The sequence below is a fragment of the Rhizobium sp. LCM 4573 genome, from assembly GCF_001854865.1.
GTDB lineage: Bacteria > Pseudomonadota > Alphaproteobacteria > Rhizobiales > Rhizobiaceae > Neorhizobium.
On sequence record NZ_MDDW01000001.1, the window covers coordinates 394,532 to 411,822 of the forward strand.

A 17,291-nucleotide genomic window follows, 5' to 3' on the forward strand; every position below is an offset into this window, starting at 1 on the left:
TGCCCGCTGTGCCTGCTTCGTACCAAAAATTTACCGTTTGATAAATTTTTAGCCTGTGTTACGCTTTGCCCAATAGTTGTCCATGAATCCACAATAAGGGAACAGAAGATGGAACGACTGGGAAACGGCCCCCAAACGGGACATGTGGCCGGGATCGAGGCTGGGCGCCTCACGCCGGCGGAATATGAGACGAATTTCGCCGATCTTCATCCGCGCCTCGACAAGCACGAGGCGCTGGTCGCAGCCGACCGCTGTTATTTCTGTTACGACGCGCCGTGCATGACGGCCTGTCCCACCTCCATCGATATCCCGATGTTCATCCGGCAGATATCGACAGGAAATCCTCTCGGATCGGCCAAGACCATTTTCGACCAGAACATATTGGGCGGCATGTGCGCCCGCGTCTGTCCGACCGAAACGCTGTGTGAGGAAGCCTGCGTGCGCAACACGGCCGAGGAGCGTCCGGTCGAGATCGGCAGGCTGCAGCGCTATGCGACAGATATCGCCATGGAGACGGGTCGGCAGTTTTATACCCGCCCTGCCCCGACCGGAAAGACGGTCGCCGTGGTTGGCGCCGGTCCGGCCGGACTGGCGGCCGCGCACAGGCTCTCCATGCACGGACATTCGGTGGTGATCTTCGACGCCCGCGAGAAGGCGGGCGGTCTCAACGAATACGGCATCGCCACCTACAAGGCGGTGGACGAGTTCGCCAGCCGCGAGGTGGAGTATGTCACCGCGATCGGCGGTATCGAGATCAGGAACGGCCAGGCGCTCGGCCGCGATTTCTCACTCTCCGATCTTACCGGACAATATGATGCGGTCTTCCTCGCCATGGGGCTTGCCGGCGTCAACGGCCTCGGCATCGAGGGTGAGGATCTCGCCGGCGTGGACGACGCGGTGGATTTCATCGCAGCACTTCGCCAGGCCAGGGACAAGGCGACCGTGCCGATCGGCCGGCGGATCGTCGTGCTCGGCGGCGGCATGACCGCGATCGACGCCGCAATCCAGGCAAAGCTGCTCGGCGCCGAGGAGGTGACGATCTGCTATCGCCGTGGCAAGGAGCACATGAACGCCTCCGGCTACGAGCAGGATCTGGCCACCGCCAACGGCGTCATCATCCGCCACTGGCTGGCGCCGAAGCGCATTCTCGGCAGGGAGGGCAGCGTTGCCGGCATAGAGGTCGAATATACCGCGATGCGCGACGGCAAGCTCGTCGGCACCGGCGAGACGGGCATGATCGCCGCCGACCAGATCATGAAGGCGATCGGCCAGAGCTTCCTCGCCTCCGGGCTCGGCGCACTTACCATGGAACGCGGCAAGATCGCGGTCGATGCGGAAGGCCGCACCTCGGTCGAGCGCGTCTGGGCCGGGGGAGACTGCGTCGGCGTTGGAGAGGACCTGACCGTCTCGGCGGTCGCGCAAGGCCGAGACGCAGCCGAAAGCATCAACCGCGTGCTGGCGGCCGGCATACAGCCGGCTACGGCAGTGGCTTGAGGGAGGAGAGGACCATGGCTGATATCCGCAACAACTTCGTCGGCATCAAATCTCCCAATCCCTTCTGGCTCGCCTCCGCGCCGCCGACCGACAAGGCCTATAACGTGGAACGCGCCTTCAAGGCGGGCTGGGGCGGCGTCGTCTGGAAGACACTCGGCGAGGAAGGCCCTCCCGTCGTCAACGTCAACGGTCCGCGCTACGGCGCGATCTGGGGCGCCGACCGCCGCCTGCTCGGCCTCAACAATATCGAACTCATCACCGACCGCGACCTCTACACCAATCTCACCGAGATGAAGCAGGTGAAGAAGAACTGGCCGGACCGCGCGATCGTCGCCTCCATCATGGTGCCCTGCACCGAAGAGGCCTGGAAGGCGATCCTGCCGCTGGTGGAAGAAACGGAAGTGGACGGCATCGAGCTGAATTTCGGCTGTCCGCACGGCATGTCCGAGCGCGGCATGGGCTCGGCCGTCGGCCAGGTGCCGGAATATATCGAGATGGTGGTGCGCTGGTGCAAGCAATATACGCGCATGCCGGTCATCACCAAGCTCACCCCCAACATCACCGATATCCGCAAGCCCGCGCGCGCCGCGAAGGCAGGCGGTACCGACGCCGTCTCGCTGATCAACACAATCAACTCGATCGTCTCTGTCGATCTCGACAATTTCGCACCGACCCCGACGGTTGGCGGCAAGGGCTCGCATGGTGGCTATTGCGGCCCGGCGGTGAAGCCGATCGCGCTCAACATGGTGGCCGAGATCGCCCGCGATCCGCAGACCTACGGCCTGCCGATCTCCGGCATCGGCGGCATCACCACCTGGCGGGATGCCGCCGAATTCCTGGCGCTCGGCGCCGGCAATGTGCAGGTCTGCACCGCGGCCATGACCTATGGCTTCAAGATCGTGCAGGAGATGATCACCGGCCTCTCCGACTGGATGGACGCCAAGGGGCATCGCGACCTCGACGACATCATCGGCCGCGCCGTGCCGAACGTCACCGATTGGCAGTATCTCAACCTCAATTACATCGCCAAGGCGCATATCGACCAGGATGCCTGCATCAAGTGCGGCCGCTGTCACATCGCCTGCGAAGACACCTCGCACCAGGCGATCACACAGTTTGTCGACGGGGTTCGCCATTTCGAGGTTATGGAAGAGGAATGCGTCGGCTGCAATCTCTGCGTCAACGTCTGTCCCGTCGAGAACTGCATTACCATGGTGCCGCTCGCGGCAGGCAGCCTCGACAAGCGCACCGGCAAGGTTGTCGATCCCACCTATGCCAACTGGACGACCCATCCGAACAATCCCATGGCCCGACAAGCCGCGGAGTAGAAGGCGGCCGGCGCTGCCCCTCATCCGCCTGCCGGCACCTTCTCCCCGCCCGCGGGGAGAAGGGAATATGCCGCAACGTCTCCGTCTCTCGCAAGATTGCGCATGGCAAGTCCCCTCGCCCCGTTTACGGGGAGAGGGCTAGGGTGAGGGGCAATCCCACCGCAGAACCCTTCCTCATTAAACCGCCTCACGCACCGAACGACCGCCTATATGCGCTCGGGCTGGTTCCCAACTGCTTGCGGAAGTGGTGCCGCATCGTCGCCGGCGTGCCGAAGCCGCTCGCAACGGCAATATCCTCGAGCGAGGCCTCATCATTCTCCAGCAACCCGCGCGCATGCCGAAGGCGTTCGTTCATGAGCCACACGCCGACGCTTTCGCCGGTCGTCTGCTCGAACCGTCGCTGGAACGTGCGCATGCTCATGCCCGCCTTCTGCGCGAGCTCGCTGATGGGCTGATCGGCATCAAGGTTCTGGCGCATCCATTCGAGTAACGGCCCGAGCCGCGCCCCCTCGCGCTCGACGGGAACCGGCGCGTGGATGAATTGCGCCTGCCCGCCCTCCCGGTGCGGCGGCAGCACGAGGCGCCGGGCGACGCTGTTGGCGGCCTCCGTGCCGAAATCGCTGCGGACCACATGCAGGCAGAGATCGATGCCCGCGGCGCTGCCCGCCGCAGTCAGAATGCTGYCCTCGTCCATGTAGAGGACGCTCGCATCGAAGGYGATATCCGGATAGCGCTCCGCAAGCGAGGCGACATAGCGCCAATGCGTCGTCGCCCGGCGATTGCGAAGAAGGCCGGAAGCGGCAAGCACGGCGGCCCCCGAACACAGCGACATGATGCGCGCGCCGCGCTCATGGGCTGATTGCAAGGCGGCGATCAGGGTTTCGGGAACCTCCGCGTCGATCGCCCGCCACCCCGGAACGACGATCAGATCTGCTTCGGTCATCGCTTCAAGTCCATGATCGACCAGGACGCTGAGCCCGCCCGCGGCCCTCAAGGGACCTGGCTCGATGCCGCAAACGGTATAGCGATACCAGCCCTCCCCCATTTCCGGGCGCGGCAGGCCGAAGACCTCGTAGGCGATGCCGAATTCGAAGGTACAGAGCCCGTCATAGGCCAGCACCGCGACACGGGGACCGGAAGGATTTGAAGCTTTTGGCATGATCTTTACGATAATCGTCATTATGGCCAATTTCGCTTCGAACTAACATGAGGCACGGTCACCGGCAACATCAAACCGGAAAGGAAACCACCGATGCCGAGCCCTGTTGCCGAGATATCCGCCTCCCCCGAAGCCGTTGCCGAACATTACGCAAGGAAGCTCGCCTTCGAGACCGATTGCTGGGACGTTCACGCATCCTTGCAGGCTGGCCATTCGGATTTCGTGCTTCTCGACGTTCGTTCGCCGGCGCTGTTTGCAGCCTCTCACATTCCGGGCGCCCTCAACCTGCCGCATGGAAAGATGACCGCGCACCGCATGTCGGAATGGCCGGCCGATACGCTCTTCGTCGTCTATTGCGCCGGCCCCCATTGCAACGGCACCGACAAGGCGGCCTTGCGGCTCGCGCGTCTCGGCCTTTCCGTGAAGGTCATGATCGGCGGCATGACCGGCTGGGCAGATGAAGGCTTCGCCTTCGAAAGCGCGGCCGTTGCCGCCGAATGACGATCTCCGCTCCCGCCGGCAACGGCAGGAGCGGTTTCCTGCGGCTCAGAACTCGATCACGATCTTGCCGAAGGCGCCGCGCTCGAGATGCGCGAAGGCCTCGCGGACCTCATCGAAACGATAACGCCTGTCGATCACCGGCTTGAGTCCGATCGCATCGACAGCACGAACGAAATCCTCGAGCGCCCGTCGATGCCCGACGGAGATTCCCTGAACCGTGGGAGATTTGAGAAGAAGCGGCACCGTCGGAGCGGATATCTCGAGCCCTTCCAGCACGCCGATCACCGATACCCGCCCACCGACGGCGACCGCATCCAGCGACTGCGCGAACGCCGGCCCGCCGGCGATTTCGAGAATATGGTCGGCCCCGTGATCGCCCGTCAGGTCAAGGAGACGCTCCACCCAGCCTTCCCGAGGAAGAAGATGATCCGCACCCAGCCTGCGGGCGCGCTCCAGCTTCTCGGCGCTCGACGAGGTGATGAAGACTTCCGCGCCATGTGCCCTGGCGATCTGCAGGCCGAAAAGCGCGACGCCTCCCGTGCCCTGGACGACGACCTTGTCGCCGGCCTTCAGCTTGCCTTGCTCGATCAGGGCGAACCAGGCTGTCAGGCCGGCGCAGGGCAGCGTGCTCGCCTCCGCCGCATCGAGCGAGCTGGGCGCGGCAACGAACCAATCCTGCGGAAACGTGACATATTCCGAAAGCACGCCGGGATAATAGCCGCCGAGCGTTTTGTAGGGCGGATTGCGCGCGTCCCCCAATCCGCCGCCCTCGATGCGCCCAGGAGAGAAGGTCGTAATGACCCGGTCGCCCGGCTTGAAGCGCGTGACACCCGGCCCGACCGCTTCCACCACGCCCGTCATGTCCGAAGCCGGCACAAACGGGAATTTCAGCGGCAGGCCCATGCCGGTTTCCAGCACCAGCTTGTCGCGGTAGTTCAGCGATACGGCCTCGGTCCGCACCAGGATTTCGTTGCTCGAAAGTTCGGCAATCTCGGCCTCGCGGATGCGGAAATCTTCCGGCCCGGTCGCGGCGATGCTCCACTGTCTTGCTGTTCTCATCTCTTGCTCCTTGAGAGGAAATCGACGAGGCCAACATATCGTTGAACATCATTCCGCAGTTGCGATATGATTTCTCCAATTTGGTTCCTTGGCGGATACAAAATGGAGCAGTTGAAGGGCATTGCGATCTTCGTGGAAACGGTCGAGGCAGGTGGCTTCTCCGCCGCCGCCAAGAAGCTGAACCTGACGCGTTCGGCGGTGGGCAAAACGATCGCCCGGCTCGAAGAGAGGCTGGGAGTGCGGCTTTTCCACCGTACAACGCGCAGCCAGAGCCTGACGGAAGAAGGCCGCTTCTTCTATGAACGATGCCTGCGCGCGGTGGAGGAGATACGGCTCGGCGAGGCACTTCTGGAGTCGGGCCGCCGTGAGGTGCGCGGCAAGCTGCGCGTCACCATGCCTGTACTCTTCGGCCGCCATTGCGCCGCTCCCATTCTCACCGCTCTCCTCGATGAACATCCAGGCCTCGAACTCGACCTTGCCTTCAACGACCGCATTGTCGATCTTGTCGAAGACGGTTTCGACTTCGCCATTCGCAACGGGCCATTGAAGGACAATCCGGACCTGACGGCACGCGTGATCGCCCGTCAGCGCATGACCGTCTGCGCCTCACCCGCCTATCTGGAAAAGCATGGCGTTCCACAAACGCTGGAAGACCTGGCTCATCATGAGGCGATCGTCTACCGGCGCGGCAATCAGGACAGACCGTGGATTTTTCCGACCGAATCCGGTTCGGCGCGCGAGATCTTTCCAACATCCCGGCTGCGCCTCGATGACCTCGCCTCAATCGCCGATGCAGCCGTCGCCGGAAGAGGGCTCGCCTGGCTGACATGCTGGCTTGCCCGGGATCGGGTCGCATCCGGCGAACTGGTGCGCGTGCTTACCGATATTCCCGCGAACATCTTCGAGGCCTACGCCGTCTGGCCGAAATCGCCCGTCATGCTGCCGAAGGTGCGGCTGGCGATCGATACGCTGGCGAAGGAACTCCCGCCCCTTATGGAATAAGGATCAGAACAAAGAGGCCCGGCGACGCCGGGCCTTCTTCGTTCTTGATGCCATGCGTTTTTAGTTCGGGCGATTTGCGCCGTCGAAGAAATCGCCTCGATCGATCGTGACCTGCGTCTTCGAAGCGTCTGCCTCATGGACGATGCCGGCTGTGCTCATCCGGTCGATCGAAACAGAGGCGGCGGGAGCATTGGAAACGCCTTCATAGTAGTCACCTTCGGCGAGGGCTGCGGTGGCGAAGGAAACCGAAGCGATGAAGGCTGCGGCGAGAGCGGAAGTGATCCTGGTCATTGGTCTGGTCCTTTCAGGTAGCGGAGCCCCGCGTTCGAAGGCTCCCTTCGTGTGCTTGATATTGAGTTCTGAAGCGCGTTACCGTGCTTTCGAGAGACAAAATGGGTCATCTCAGCGGCCGGTCATAGACCATGAGTTGCGCACGCAACGTTCAATAAAAATGAACGAATTTAATTTTCTCGTTCACAACGCAAGCGACTAAGAACCGGTCAGGTCTCGTTCTCCGGCTCGCCCAGGAGATCCAGCATTGCCCTCAGTGCGCGAGTGACATGCCGTTCCGCGTGATGGAGCGTCGAAAACTCGCGCGACGGCATGGGGAAATCCGCCACATGCAGCTTGCCCGCAAGTGAGTGGAACTGGGTAGCCCGGCTGGAGAGGACGGTCGCGCTGAGGCCCGCTTCGACCGCGGCGATCGCCGCCTCGTTGGAAGGCATTTCCAGAACCACCGAAAGCTCTAAGGGATCGATGCCCAGCATCGAAAGCTCCGCCTCGAAGGCAGCGCGCGTACCGGAGCCCTTCTCGCGCATGATCCAGCTCGTCTCGGCGAGATTGCTGGAAACTATCCGGCGACCGTCCGCCCATGGATGGCGGCTGCCGACCACCAGCACCAATCGGTCCTCTGCCACCTTGCGGCGCTTGAGCCCCGCCAGGAACACCTCGCCCTCCACCACGGCAAGTTCGGCTTCGCCCGACAGAACGGCCTGCGCGGCACTCTGGGTATTGCCGACCGTCAGCCGCACATCCACGCGCGGAAATCGCTCATGATAGGTGACGAGGCGCGAAGGGAGCCAATAGCTTGCGACCGTCTGGCTGGCATAGACCCTTAAAAGCCCGGAGGCCGAGCCGCCGAGATCGGCAAGCAGGCCCTCGGCCGCGCGCGCCCGCTCCAGGATGGCCTTGGCTTCCGGCACGAAGAGCTTGCCCGTTTCCGTCAGCTCGATCCTCCGCCCGATCCGGTCGAAGAGGGTCACTGCGTGGCGCGCCTCCAGCGTCGAAATCGCCGCGCTAACGGCCGATTGCGTGAGGTTGAGCGCCTGCGCCGCCTTCGTGACGTGCTGGCGTTCGGCGACCTCCAGGAAAATGCGCAATTGTTCCAGGGTCATGCCACGATCCCATCGTTCGAGTGAATCGAACGATACCACAAAACTTATGAATTGGATTTGTTGTTCTGGAAAATGGAGGATGATTTTCGACAGATAACGCATTTCAAAGAACGATCATGACGCATATCACCCCTTCAGCAGAAAAGGCAAAAGCTTCCTCCCCTTCCCTTCTCGCCGGAATTCCCGAGCTTCTACCAGGTCTCGCCCTTACCGCCGCCATCGCAACGGCGGCCGTCATTACGCGAAACCTGACAGGTTGGGCAGCGCTCAGCCCGCTCATCCTGTCCATCATCCTCGGAATGGCGACCCGCAATCTCTTCACCGTGTCGGCCACTTTGGAATCGGGGATCGCGTTTTCGCTGCGCCGCCTGCTGCGGCTCGGCATCGTTCTGCTCGGCCTTCAGGTGACGGTCGGCCAGGTGCTTTCGCTCGGGGGCGCGGGGCTCGCAATGGTGGCCCTCACCCTCGCCGTCACCTTTGTCGCCATCCGCGCGGCCGGGCGTGCGCTGGGCGTCGAGAGGGAGCTTGTGGATCTGATCGCCGCCGGCACCTCCGTCTGCGGCGCTTCCGCGGTGATCGCCACCAATACCGTCGTGCGCGGGCGCCAGGAGCACGTCGCCTATGCGATCGCCTGCGTGACGCTGTTCGGCTGCCTTTCGATGTTCACCTACCCGCTGCTCACAGCACCGCTTTCGCTCGACGCGCGCGCCTACGGTCTCTGGAGCGGCGCGACCATCCACGAGGTGGCGCAGGTAGTGGCGGCCTCCTTCCAGGCCGGAGATGCAGCCGGCACGTTCGGCACGATATCCAAGCTGGCGCGGGTCGCCATGCTGGCGCCGCTCGTCATGGTTCTCGCAGTCGCTGTGCGCGCCCGTCAAGGCGGCGCCTCCAAGGCGTCCGCTCCCATGCCCTGGTTCGTGCTCGGCTTCATCGCCATGATGCTGGTGAACAGCGCATTCGACATTCCGAGGGATGTAAACGCCACGCTTGCTCTCGCGAATACCTTCCTGCTGTCGATGGCACTTGCCGCGATGGGCCTGCAGACCGATATCCGCAAACTGAAGGCCGAAGGCTGGCGGCCGCTGGCGCTCGGCGCCTTCGGCTGGCTGTTCATCTCGGCTTTCGGCTTTGCAATGCTGCGGCTGTTCGGATTTTGAGGGTTTTTACCAGCTTTCGACCCGAAGCTCCGCCACACGCTGAAACTCCCTGACATTATGGGTTATCAGCACCAGATCACGGGCTCGGGCCTGACCGGCGATCAGCACGTCATAAGGCCCGATCGGCAACCCGCTCTGGCGAGTTGGGCGCGGATTTCACCTGCTGAACGCGCGTCCTCCCGGTCGAATTCGACCGTTTCGAAACGCAGTTCTTCGACGCGTCCGAGGTTGGCGGCCACCCGCTGGCTTTTGAACGCTCCGTAGAACAATTCGTGCAGGACGATGGCCGACAGGCCGAAGTCCTCCGGACGATGTTCTTTCATGCGCCGGATAAAGCTTTGATCTCCCTTGAGAAGGGCGATGACGGCGTTGATGTCCAGCAAGAACTTCACTCGAAAACATCCAAGCCGGAACGCTGCTGATCTGCCGGTCGCTCGGTCGCAGCCTCGGCGAAATCACTGTCGACATCGCCCACGACCTCGTCGAGCCAGCTCCAATCGTTAGCGATCGGCTCGAGGATCACGGCATTGCCATGCCGGCGGATTCGAACCTCGTCGGCTTCGAACCGAAAATCTTTCGGCAGACGCACTGCTTGTGATCGCCCGGACCAGAAGATCTTTGCAGTATTCATGCTGGCCTCCTCGAAAGGTATATACCAAAAGCATATACCTTTGGTCGCCAATTTCAAGGAGCAGAGCTCGCCTGCCTCGGCCGCAGCCCGTTCATGAAAAGCTGCTCCAGGAACCGGGCGGCATCTTCGAAGCGCCCTTCGCCGGCGTGATTCTGACCAAGCACGGCGCGCACCTGCACGTCGAAGTCGGCATAGTGCTGGGTGGTGGCCCATATCGAGAAGATCAGGTGGTAGGGATCGCACTTGGCTATCTTGCCGGCGCGCACCCAGGCGCGGATCACCTCCGCCTTTTCATCCACCAGTTCCTTCAGCGGCCCTTTCAATTCGTCCTCGATATGCGGCGCGCCTTGAAGGATTTCATTGGCGAAAAGCCGGCTTTCGCGGGGGAAATCCCGCGCCATTTCCAGCTTGCGGCGGATATAGGAGCGGATCTCCGCTTCGGGATTGCCCTCCGCGTCGAAGGCGCGCAGCGGCTCGAGCCACGTAAACAGCACCCGATCGATCAACGCCCGGTGCATGGCTTCCTTGGTGCGGAAATAATAGAGAAGGTTGGGCTTCGACATGCCCGCGGCTTCGGCGATCTGGTCGATGGTCGACCCGCGAAAACCGCTGACGGAAAAAACGTCGAGGGCCGCCTCCAGGATGCGCTCTTCCTTTTCCTCTTGGATGCGCGTGCGCCTAAGCGTTTTCGCCGCCCTCGGGATGGTCATTTCCGCTCCCCTGCTCTTCCTGCAACCATTTCGCGCCCGTGGCATATGGCACGCCCATAACCACGGCATATGCCTGAATTTTCGGCGTACATTTTTCGCGTTTTACGTCTTGAGTGACGGCACGGAAATTGTAATGTTTTACCAATCGGTCAAATTATCGGCGACAAGCACAACAAAGGCAATGCCGATCTTCAAGCGCCTTCGGCGCGCGAGGAACCGACGGGAACAAATATAGCGCCTGAAAACGGGCGCCTTGAAACGGTGAGGGCATTTTCATGGTGGCAGCACCCGGCGAGAACTTGCGCATAAACGGCGATCGCCTTTGGGATTCCCTGATGGAGATGGCGAAGATCGGCCCCGGCGTCGCCGGCGGCAACAATCGCCAGACATTGACGGATTCCGACAAGCAGGGCCGCGAACTCTTCAAGAGCTGGTGCGATGCGGCCGGCCTCGAAATGGGCGTCGACAAGATGGGCACCATGTTCGCGACCCGCCCCGGCACCGATCCGGAGGCGCTGCCCGTCTATGTCGGCAGCCATCTCGATACCCAGCCCACCGGCGGCAAGTATGACGGCGTGCTGGGCGTTTTGAGCGGCCTCGAAGTGGTTCGCACCCTGAACGACCTCGGCATCAAAACGAAGCATCCGATCGTCGTTACCAACTGGACGAACGAGGAAGGCGCGCGCTTCGCGCCCGCCATGCTGGCCTCCGGCGTCTTCGCCGGCGTCCATGACCTCGACTATGCCTATGCCCGCAAGGACCCGGAGGGAAAAACCTTCGGGGACGAATTGAGCCGTATCGGCTGGGTGGGCGATGAAGAAGTCGGCGCGCGCAAGATGCACGCCTATTTCGAATACCACATCGAGCAGGGACCGATCCTCGAGGCCGAGGAGAAGCAGATCGGCGTCGTCACCCATTGTCAGGGCCTGTGGTGGCTGGAATTCACGCTGACGGGCCGCGAGGCCCATACCGGCTCGACGCCGATGAACATGCGCGTCAATGCCGGGCTCGCCATGAGCCGCATCTTCGAAATGGTGCAGGAGGTAGCGACGAGCGAGCAGCCGGGCGCCGTCGGCGGCGTCGGACAGGTGTTCTTCTCGCCTAACTCCCGCAACGTGCTGCCGGGCACGGTGACCTTCACCGTCGATATCCGCACCCCCTCCCAGGAAAAGCTCGACCGCATGCGCGCGAAAATCGAGGCGGAAGCGACGAAGATCTGCGAGGCGCTGGGCGTCGGCTGTTCGGTGGAAGCCGTCGGCCATTTTGATCCGGTCACCTTCGACCCGGTCCTTGTGGGACGCGTACGCGAGGCTGCCGAAAAGCTCGGCTACAGCCACATGAACATCATTTCCGGCGCCGGTCACGATGCCTGCTGGGCAGCCAAGGTCGCGCCGACAACCATGATCATGTGCCCCTGTGTGGGCGGGCTTTCCCACAACGAAGCGGAGGATATCTCCAAGGAATGGGCCGCAGCCGGCGCCGACGTGCTCTTCCATGCCGTGCTGGAGACGGCTGAGATCGCGGAGTAGGCCGATGGCCGTATCCGGCATTGAACGGCACAATGGTCGAACGCTGTGAGGTAGTTCGCTTCTATCCATCGCTTCTCACCGACATTGACAAGACAGGGGAACAACAATGACCACAGTCATCAAGGGTGGAACCGTCGTCACCGCCGATCTTACCTACAAGGCGGACGTGAAGATCGACGGTGGAAAAATCATCGAGATCGGCCCCAATCTCTCGGGCGACGAGGTGCTGGATGCAACGGGCTGTTATGTGATGCCCGGCGGCATCGATCCGCATGTGCATCTCGAAATGCCTTTCATGGGCACCTATTCCTCCGACGATTTCGAAAGCGGCACGCGCGCGGCGCTTGCCGGCGGCACGACCATGGTGGTGGATTTCTGCCTGCCTGATCCCGGCCAGTCGCTGCTCGACGCGCTGAAGCGCTGGGACAACAAGTCGACGCGCGCCAATTGCGACTATTCCTTCCATATGTCCGTCACCTGGTGGGGCGAGCAGGTCTTCAACGACATGAAGACCGTGGTGCAGGAGAAGGGCATCAACACCTTCAAGCATTTCATGGCCTACAAGGGCGCGCTGATGGTGAATGACGACGAGATGTTCGCCTCCTTCCAGCGCTGCGCCGAACTCGGAGCGCTGCCGCTCGTCCATGCGGAAAACGGCGATGTCGTCGCCGCCATGCAGCAGAAACTGATGGACGAGGGCAATAACGGCCCCGAGGCACATGCCTATTCGCGGCCCGCTTCCGTCGAGGGCGAGGCAACCAACCGCGCCATTATCATCGCCGACATGGCGGGCGTGCCGCTCTACGTCGTCCACACATCCTGCGAGCAGGCGCACGAGGCGATACGGCGCGCGCGGCAGAACGGCATGCGCGTCTACGGCGAGCCGCTGATCCAGCACCTGACGCTCGATGAGAGCGAATATTTCAACAAGGACTGGGACCATGCCGCCCGCCGGGTCATGTCCCCGCCTTTCCGCAACAAGCAGCATCAGGACAGCCTCTGGGCGGGCCTTGCCTCGGGCTCGCTGCAGGTGGTCGCGACCGACCACTGCGCCTTCACCACCGACCAGAAGCGCACCGGCGCCGGCGATTTCCGGAAAATCCCGAACGGCACCGGCGGGTTGGAAGACCGCATGCCGATGCTATGGACCTATGGCGTGGCGACCGGGCGCATCACCATGAACGAGTTCGTGGCCGTGACTTCAACAAACATCGCCAAGATATTGAACGTCTATCCGAAAAAGGGCGCGATCCTGGTCGGCGCCGATGCCGATATCGTGGTCTGGGACCCGAAGCGTTCCAAGACGATTTCGGCCAAGACCCAGCAGTCGGCGATCGATTACAACGTGTTCGAGGGCAAGCAGGTCACCGGCCTGCCGCGCTACACGCTGACCCGCGGTGTCGTGGCGATCGAGGAGTCGGCGGTGAAGACCCGTGAGGGACACGGCGAATTCGTGCGCCGCGAGCCGTTCCAGGCGGTGAACAAGGCGCTCTCGACCTGGAAGGAGCTGACCGCGCCGCGCAAGGTGGAACGTACCGGCATCCCGGCAAGCGGGGTGTGATGGAAATCGCGCCTTACCGCCACCGCGCTGAGCTACTCCCCTCCCCAACCCCTCCCCACAAGGGGGGAGGGCTTAGCCTGCGGCACCGCCGTCTATGCACAATTCAGCCTGCAAATGGTCGAGAGTGCTCCGCAGGTTTTCTCCCCCCTTGTGGGGGAGATGGCCGGCAGGCCAGAGGGGGAAATCACGAGGCCTCACCCCTTCACCAGCCTGTCCAGCTCCGGCAGCAGCACGACGCTTTCCTGCTCGTTGGGATCTGTCCGGGCGATGATGGCCGTGCAGGGCGTGTTGGAAAGGTTCGCCGGCAGGTGCGGCACGCCCGCCGGAATGTAGAACAGCTCGCCCGCATGCACCACGACGTGCTCCTCCAGTCGGTCGCCATACCAGGTGTGCGCCGAACCGGAGAGCATGTAGATCGCCGTCTCGTGGTTCTCATGCAGATGCGCCTTGGCGCGCGTGCCGGGCGGTATGGTGAGCAGGTGCATGCAGATGCCCTTGGAGCCCACCGTCTCGGCGGCAATCCCCTGGAAGTAGCTGAGCCCCTGCTTGCCGTCATAGGCGGCGCTGGGCTTCACCAGCCGGCAGGTGGGTTTCGTTGATGCATCCATGGTCCTTCCTCCGTCGAAGACCCCGGACGCCTGCAACGGCGCCCATTGCTGGCATCATACCACACCGGCCCCGCCCCGTATTCCTTGAACATGTGATGGTTCCATGACCGCTTCCTCGTCCTCCGTCGTCTCCGCCAGGAAGCTCGGGCTCACCTTCGAGACCAATGACGGGCCTGTGCATGCGCTTTCCGACGTCGATCTGGAAGTGAGGAAGGGCGACTTCGTATCCTTCATCGGTCCTTCGGGCTGCGGCAAGACGACCTTTCTGCGGGTCATCGCCGACCTGGAAAAGGCGACCGCTGGGGAGATTTCGGTGAACGGCATGACGCCGGAGGAAGCGCGCAAATCCCGTTCCTACGGCTATGTCTTCCAGGCGCCGGCACTCTATCCCTGGCGCACGATCGAGAAGAATATCGCGCTTCCGCTGGAAATCATGGGCCATTCGGCGGAGGAGCGCAGGCGCCGCATCGAGCGTACACTCGACCTCGTGAACCTCACCGGCTTCGGCAAGAAGTATCCGTGGCAGCTTTCCGGCGGCATGCAGCAACGCGCCTCCATCGCGCGGGCGCTCGCCTTCGATGCAGACCTTCTGCTGATGGACGAGCCATTCGGCGCACTGGACGAGATCGTCCGCGATCACCTGAACGCGCAGCTTCTGAAACTCTGGGCAAGGACGGAGAAGACCATCTGTTTCGTGACGCATTCCATTCCGGAGGCTGTCTATCTTTCCACGAAGATCGTCGTCATGTCGCCCCGGCCTGGAAGGGTGACAGATGTGATCGAATCCACTTTGCCGGCGGAACGGCCGCTCGAAATCCGCGAGACGCCGGAGTTTCTGGAAATCGCCCATCGGGTGCGTGAGGGGCTGAGAGCGGGGCACAGCTATGAGGAGTAGTTTCGCGCTTGTAATAAACACCCCCCTCTGCCCTGCCGGGCATCTCCCCCTCAAGGGGGGAGATTGGGCAGTAGCGAAGTCCCTCATCAACTCGGAGATTCATTTTGCCGAGCCGCACTCCAAGGTGACCTCTGTTTGGCAAAACTGGTGCCGCTTGCCGATCTCCCCCCTTGAGGGGGAGATGCCCGGCAGGGCAGAGGGGGGTGTCAAACAATGAAGCACCCCAGCTCCTATCGAGGTCGCCTTCTCCCCGTTCTCACCATCCTCGTTGCCATCGTGTCGATCTGGTATGTCGCGGCCGTATTTATGAACGCGCCCTTCCAGCGCGATCTCGACCGGCGCGGCAATGTCACGCGCACCACGGCCGAGTTCGTAAGCGCCACGTTCTCGCAGCCGAAGCCGGTGCTGCCCGCGCCGCATCAGGTAGCGCAAAATGTCTACGAGAACACCTTCCTGCGCCGGGTCACCTCGAACCGCAGCCTCGTCTATCATTCCTGGGTGACGCTCTCTTCCACGATCGTCGGCTTCACGCTCGGAACCCTGCTCGGCATCCTGATCGCCGTCGGCATCGTGCATGTAAAGGCGCTCGACCGCAGCCTCATGCCCTGGATCATCGCCTCGCAGACCGTACCGATCCTGGCGATCGCGCCCATGGTGGTGGTGGTGCTCGCCGCCATCAACGTCACCGGCCTGCTGCCGAAGGCGCTGATCTCCACCTACCTCTCCTTCTTTCCCGTGGCGGTGGGCATGGTGAAGGGCCTGCGTTCGCCCGAACCCATCCAGCTCGACCTGATGCGCACCTATAATGCCAGTCGAGCCCAGACCTTCTGGAAGCTCAGAGTGCCCGCTTCCATCCCCTTCCTCTTCACCTCCATGAAGGTGGCGATCGCCGCAAGCCTCGTCGGCGCGATCGTCGGTGAGCTGCCGACGGGCGCCGTCGCCGGCATCGGCTCCAAGCTGCTCGCCGGCTCCTATTACAGCCAGACGATCGACATCTGGGCGGCGCTGATCGCCGGCTCGGTGCTTGCCGCGATCCTCGTGACCATTGTCGGCGTGGCCGGCAGGATCGTGGAACGCTCGATGGGCGGGAGGCCGGCATGAAGCGATTGCAGCACAACTGGCAGCCCCTCCTGGCCGGCGTAATCACCGCCATTGCCGCCGCCAGACTGCCCCTTACCCTGCCCGAAGCTGCAAACCCCGTTCAAGGCGGCATGATGATCGCGCTCGTGTTGCTTGCAGCGGTCACTCTGATGCTGACGCTCGAAGGCCCGATACCGCGGGCTGCCGTCCTCTTCGTCGGCGCACATCTTCCCGCCGGCCTTCTGCTTGCCGGCCTCAGCGGAAACGAGGGGCAGATGTCGACCGCCTTCTTCCTGATGATCGCGGCAAGCTGGCTTCTCGCCTGGGCCTGTGTCTCCGAACTCTCGCAAATCGAGCCCAGATCCACAGCCGCAAGCTGGTTCCTGCGCCTCCTCATCCCCGCGATATTCGGCGCCTGGATCCTCGTTATCTGGGAAGCAGCCACGCGGGGCGCCGGCATCCCCTTCATCCTGCTGCCGCCACCCTCGGCCATTGCGGCGCGCATCGCCGGCTCCCTCCCGATCCTCTGGGCGGACGTGCGGCAGACCATCTTCAAGGCCGTGCTGATCGGCTATGTGATCGGCTGCGCGGCGGGTTTCGTCGTTGCGATCCTCGCCGATCGTTTCGCCTTTCTGCGCCGGGGCCTCATCCCGGTCGGCAACATGGTCTCGGCGCTGCCGATCATCGGGGTAGCGCCCATCATGGTCATGTGGTTCGGCTTCGACTGGCAGTCCAAGGCGGCCGTCGTCATCATCATGACCTTCTTCCCCATGCTGGTGAACACGGTCGCGGGGCTTTCCGCCGCAGGCAGCATGGAGCGCGACCTGATGCGCTCCTATGCCTCGGACTACTGGCAGACGCTTGTAAAACTGCGCCTGCCGGCCGCCATGCCCTTCATCTTCAACGCGCTGAAGATCAACTCGACTCTTGCGCTGATCGGCGCGATCGTGGCCGAGTTCTTCGGTACGCCGATCGTCGGCATGGGTTTCCGCATCTCCACCGAGATCGGCCGCATGAATGTCGACATGGTGTGGGCCGAAATCGCGGTTGCAGCGCTCATCGGTTCGGTTTTCTATGGTGTCGTGGCGCTTGCGGAAAGGGCGACGACCTTCTGGCATCCGTCTATCCGTGGTGGCTAGGCGCATCAGCTTCCGCAAGCCGGAAGCCGTCAATAACAAGAGGG

Annotated in this window: 17 protein-coding genes and 1 pseudogene; 10 read left to right on the forward strand and 8 right to left on the reverse strand. The window is 62.7% G+C overall.

Features of this window, described 5'->3' with window-relative positions:
• The first annotated feature begins 108 nt into the window (after positions 1–108).
• On the forward strand, positions 109–1,494 hold the full coding sequence (locus LCM4573_RS02035) for an NAD(P)-dependent oxidoreductase (protein ID WP_071004162.1): 1,386 nt from the start codon (positions 109–111) through the stop codon (positions 1,492–1,494).
• A 14-nt stretch (positions 1,495–1,508) separates the two neighbouring features.
• Positions 1,509–2,822 carry an NAD-dependent dihydropyrimidine dehydrogenase subunit PreA gene (gene preA, locus LCM4573_RS02040; protein ID WP_071004163.1) on the forward strand — a complete coding sequence of 438 codons (1,314 nt, stop codon included), beginning with the start codon at positions 1,509–1,511 and terminating at the stop codon, positions 2,820–2,822.
• A gap of 187 nt (positions 2,823–3,009) precedes the next feature.
• Here the strand turns inward: preA and ftrA are convergent, their stop codons facing one another.
• Positions 3,010–4,002 carry a transcriptional regulator FtrA gene (gene ftrA, locus LCM4573_RS02045; protein WP_071004164.1) on the reverse strand — a complete coding sequence of 331 codons (993 nt, stop codon included), beginning with the start codon at positions 4,000–4,002 and terminating at the stop codon, positions 3,010–3,012.
• Positions 4,003–4,074: 72 nt separating this feature from the next.
• Between ftrA and LCM4573_RS02050 the strand changes: the two genes are divergently transcribed.
• Positions 4,075–4,482, forward strand: a complete 408-nt coding sequence (locus LCM4573_RS02050; RefSeq protein WP_071004165.1) for a rhodanese-like domain-containing protein — start codon at positions 4,075–4,077, stop codon at positions 4,480–4,482.
• A gap of 45 nt (positions 4,483–4,527) precedes the next feature.
• On the opposite strand, the gene LCM4573_RS02055 is transcribed toward LCM4573_RS02050, so the two are convergent.
• The gene (locus tag LCM4573_RS02055) at positions 4,528–5,541 is read right to left on the reverse strand and encodes an NAD(P)-dependent alcohol dehydrogenase (protein WP_071004166.1); all 1,014 of its coding nucleotides are present in this window, start codon (positions 5,539–5,541) and stop codon (positions 4,528–4,530) included.
• 102 nt (positions 5,542–5,643) lie between these two features.
• Between LCM4573_RS02055 and LCM4573_RS02060 the strand changes: the two genes are divergently transcribed.
• On the forward strand, positions 5,644–6,543 hold the full coding sequence (locus tag LCM4573_RS02060) for a LysR family transcriptional regulator (protein ID WP_071004167.1): 900 nt from the start codon (positions 5,644–5,646) through the stop codon (positions 6,541–6,543).
• Positions 6,544–6,603: 60 nt separating this feature from the next.
• On the opposite strand, the gene LCM4573_RS02065 is transcribed toward LCM4573_RS02060, so the two are convergent.
• Positions 6,604–6,834, reverse strand: coding sequence for a hypothetical protein (locus LCM4573_RS02065; RefSeq protein WP_071004168.1), 231 nt, complete (start codon positions 6,832–6,834; stop codon positions 6,604–6,606).
• Between the two features lie 209 nt (positions 6,835–7,043).
• A complete protein-coding gene (locus tag LCM4573_RS02070; RefSeq protein WP_071005134.1) occupies positions 7,044–7,937 on the reverse strand; it encodes a LysR family transcriptional regulator in 894 nt (297 codons plus the stop codon).
• 116 nt (positions 7,938–8,053) lie between these two features.
• On the opposite strand from LCM4573_RS02070, the gene LCM4573_RS02075 reads away from it, so the two are divergent.
• Complete coding sequence (locus LCM4573_RS02075; RefSeq protein WP_071004169.1) at positions 8,054–9,094, forward strand: YeiH family protein; 1,041 nt, start codon at positions 8,054–8,056, stop codon at positions 9,092–9,094.
• A gap of 6 nt (positions 9,095–9,100) precedes the next feature.
• Here LCM4573_RS02075 and LCM4573_RS02080 read toward each other — a convergent pair.
• From LCM4573_RS02080 to LCM4573_RS02090, 3 genes and pseudogenes are all read right to left on the reverse strand, one after another.
• Positions 9,101–9,486, reverse strand: a pseudogene (locus LCM4573_RS02080) (type II toxin-antitoxin system VapC family toxin).
• A complete protein-coding gene (locus LCM4573_RS02085) occupies positions 9,483–9,725 on the reverse strand; it encodes an antitoxin (protein ID WP_071004170.1) in 243 nt (80 codons plus the stop codon). Before LCM4573_RS02085 ends, LCM4573_RS02080 begins: the two are co-directional and overlap by 4 nt.
• Before the next feature lie 53 nt (positions 9,726–9,778).
• Positions 9,779–10,435, reverse strand: coding sequence for a TetR family transcriptional regulator C-terminal domain-containing protein (locus LCM4573_RS02090; protein ID WP_071004171.1), 657 nt, complete (start codon positions 10,433–10,435; stop codon positions 9,779–9,781).
• Between the two features lie 275 nt (positions 10,436–10,710).
• Between LCM4573_RS02090 and LCM4573_RS02095 the strand changes: the two genes are divergently transcribed.
• The gene (locus tag LCM4573_RS02095) at positions 10,711–11,964 is read left to right on the forward strand and encodes a Zn-dependent hydrolase (protein WP_071004172.1); all 1,254 of its coding nucleotides are present in this window, start codon (positions 10,711–10,713) and stop codon (positions 11,962–11,964) included.
• Between the two features lie 106 nt (positions 11,965–12,070).
• Positions 12,071–13,525: a dihydropyrimidinase gene (gene hydA, locus LCM4573_RS02100; RefSeq protein WP_071004173.1), complete on the forward strand. Its 1,455-nt coding sequence runs from the start codon at positions 12,071–12,073 to the stop codon at positions 13,523–13,525.
• A gap of 194 nt (positions 13,526–13,719) precedes the next feature.
• Here the strand turns inward: hydA and LCM4573_RS02105 are convergent, their stop codons facing one another.
• Complete coding sequence (locus LCM4573_RS02105; RefSeq protein WP_071004174.1) at positions 13,720–14,133, reverse strand: cupin domain-containing protein; 414 nt, start codon at positions 14,131–14,133, stop codon at positions 13,720–13,722.
• 103 nt (positions 14,134–14,236) lie between these two features.
• Between LCM4573_RS02105 and LCM4573_RS02110 the strand changes: the two genes are divergently transcribed.
• From LCM4573_RS02110 to LCM4573_RS02125, 3 genes are all read left to right on the forward strand, one after another.
• Entirely contained in the window at positions 14,237–15,028 is a 792-nt protein-coding gene (locus LCM4573_RS02110; RefSeq protein ID WP_071004175.1) for an ABC transporter ATP-binding protein, read from the forward strand.
• A 213-nt stretch (positions 15,029–15,241) separates the two neighbouring features.
• Positions 15,242–16,129, forward strand: coding sequence for an ABC transporter permease (locus tag LCM4573_RS02120; RefSeq protein WP_071004177.1), 888 nt, complete (start codon positions 15,242–15,244; stop codon positions 16,127–16,129).
• On the forward strand, positions 16,126–17,247 hold the full coding sequence (locus LCM4573_RS02125) for an ABC transporter permease (RefSeq protein WP_071004178.1): 1,122 nt from the start codon (positions 16,126–16,128) through the stop codon (positions 17,245–17,247). The genes LCM4573_RS02120 and LCM4573_RS02125 overlap by 4 nt, the downstream gene beginning before the upstream one ends.
• Positions 17,248–17,291 lie beyond the last annotated feature (44 nt).

Bases quoted from the DNA above. Each gene is read 5' to 3' on its own strand.
- LCM4573_RS02035 (WP_071004162.1), top strand. From the start codon at position 109: ATGGAACGACTGGGAAACGGCCCCCAAACGGGACATGTGGCCGGGATC.
- preA (WP_071004163.1), top strand. From the start codon at position 1,509: ATGGCTGATATCCGCAACAACTTCGTCGGCATCAAATCTCCCAATCCC.
- LCM4573_RS02050 (WP_071004165.1), top strand. From the start codon at position 4,075: ATGCCGAGCCCTGTTGCCGAGATATCCGCCTCCCCCGAAGCCGTTGCC.
- LCM4573_RS02055 (WP_071004166.1), bottom strand. From the start codon at position 5,541: ATGAGAACAGCAAGACAGTGGAGCATCGCCGCGACCGGGCCGGAAGAT.
- LCM4573_RS02060 (WP_071004167.1), top strand. From the start codon at position 5,644: ATGGAGCAGTTGAAGGGCATTGCGATCTTCGTGGAAACGGTCGAGGCA.
- LCM4573_RS02065 (WP_071004168.1), bottom strand. From the start codon at position 6,834: ATGACCAGGATCACTTCCGCTCTCGCCGCAGCCTTCATCGCTTCGGTT.
- LCM4573_RS02070 (WP_071005134.1), bottom strand. From the start codon at position 7,937: ATGACCCTGGAACAATTGCGCATTTTCCTGGAGGTCGCCGAACGCCAG.
- LCM4573_RS02075 (WP_071004169.1), top strand. From the start codon at position 8,054: ATGACGCATATCACCCCTTCAGCAGAAAAGGCAAAAGCTTCCTCCCCT.
- LCM4573_RS02085 (WP_071004170.1), bottom strand. From the start codon at position 9,725: ATGAATACTGCAAAGATCTTCTGGTCCGGGCGATCACAAGCAGTGCGT.
- LCM4573_RS02090 (WP_071004171.1), bottom strand. From the start codon at position 10,435: ATGACCATCCCGAGGGCGGCGAAAACGCTTAGGCGCACGCGCATCCAA.
- LCM4573_RS02095 (WP_071004172.1), top strand. From the start codon at position 10,711: ATGGTGGCAGCACCCGGCGAGAACTTGCGCATAAACGGCGATCGCCTT.
- hydA (WP_071004173.1), top strand. From the start codon at position 12,071: ATGACCACAGTCATCAAGGGTGGAACCGTCGTCACCGCCGATCTTACC.
- LCM4573_RS02105 (WP_071004174.1), bottom strand. From the start codon at position 14,133: ATGGATGCATCAACGAAACCCACCTGCCGGCTGGTGAAGCCCAGCGCC.
- LCM4573_RS02110 (WP_071004175.1), top strand. From the start codon at position 14,237: ATGACCGCTTCCTCGTCCTCCGTCGTCTCCGCCAGGAAGCTCGGGCTC.
- LCM4573_RS02120 (WP_071004177.1), top strand. From the start codon at position 15,242: ATGAAGCACCCCAGCTCCTATCGAGGTCGCCTTCTCCCCGTTCTCACC.
- LCM4573_RS02125 (WP_071004178.1), top strand. From the start codon at position 16,126: ATGAAGCGATTGCAGCACAACTGGCAGCCCCTCCTGGCCGGCGTAATC.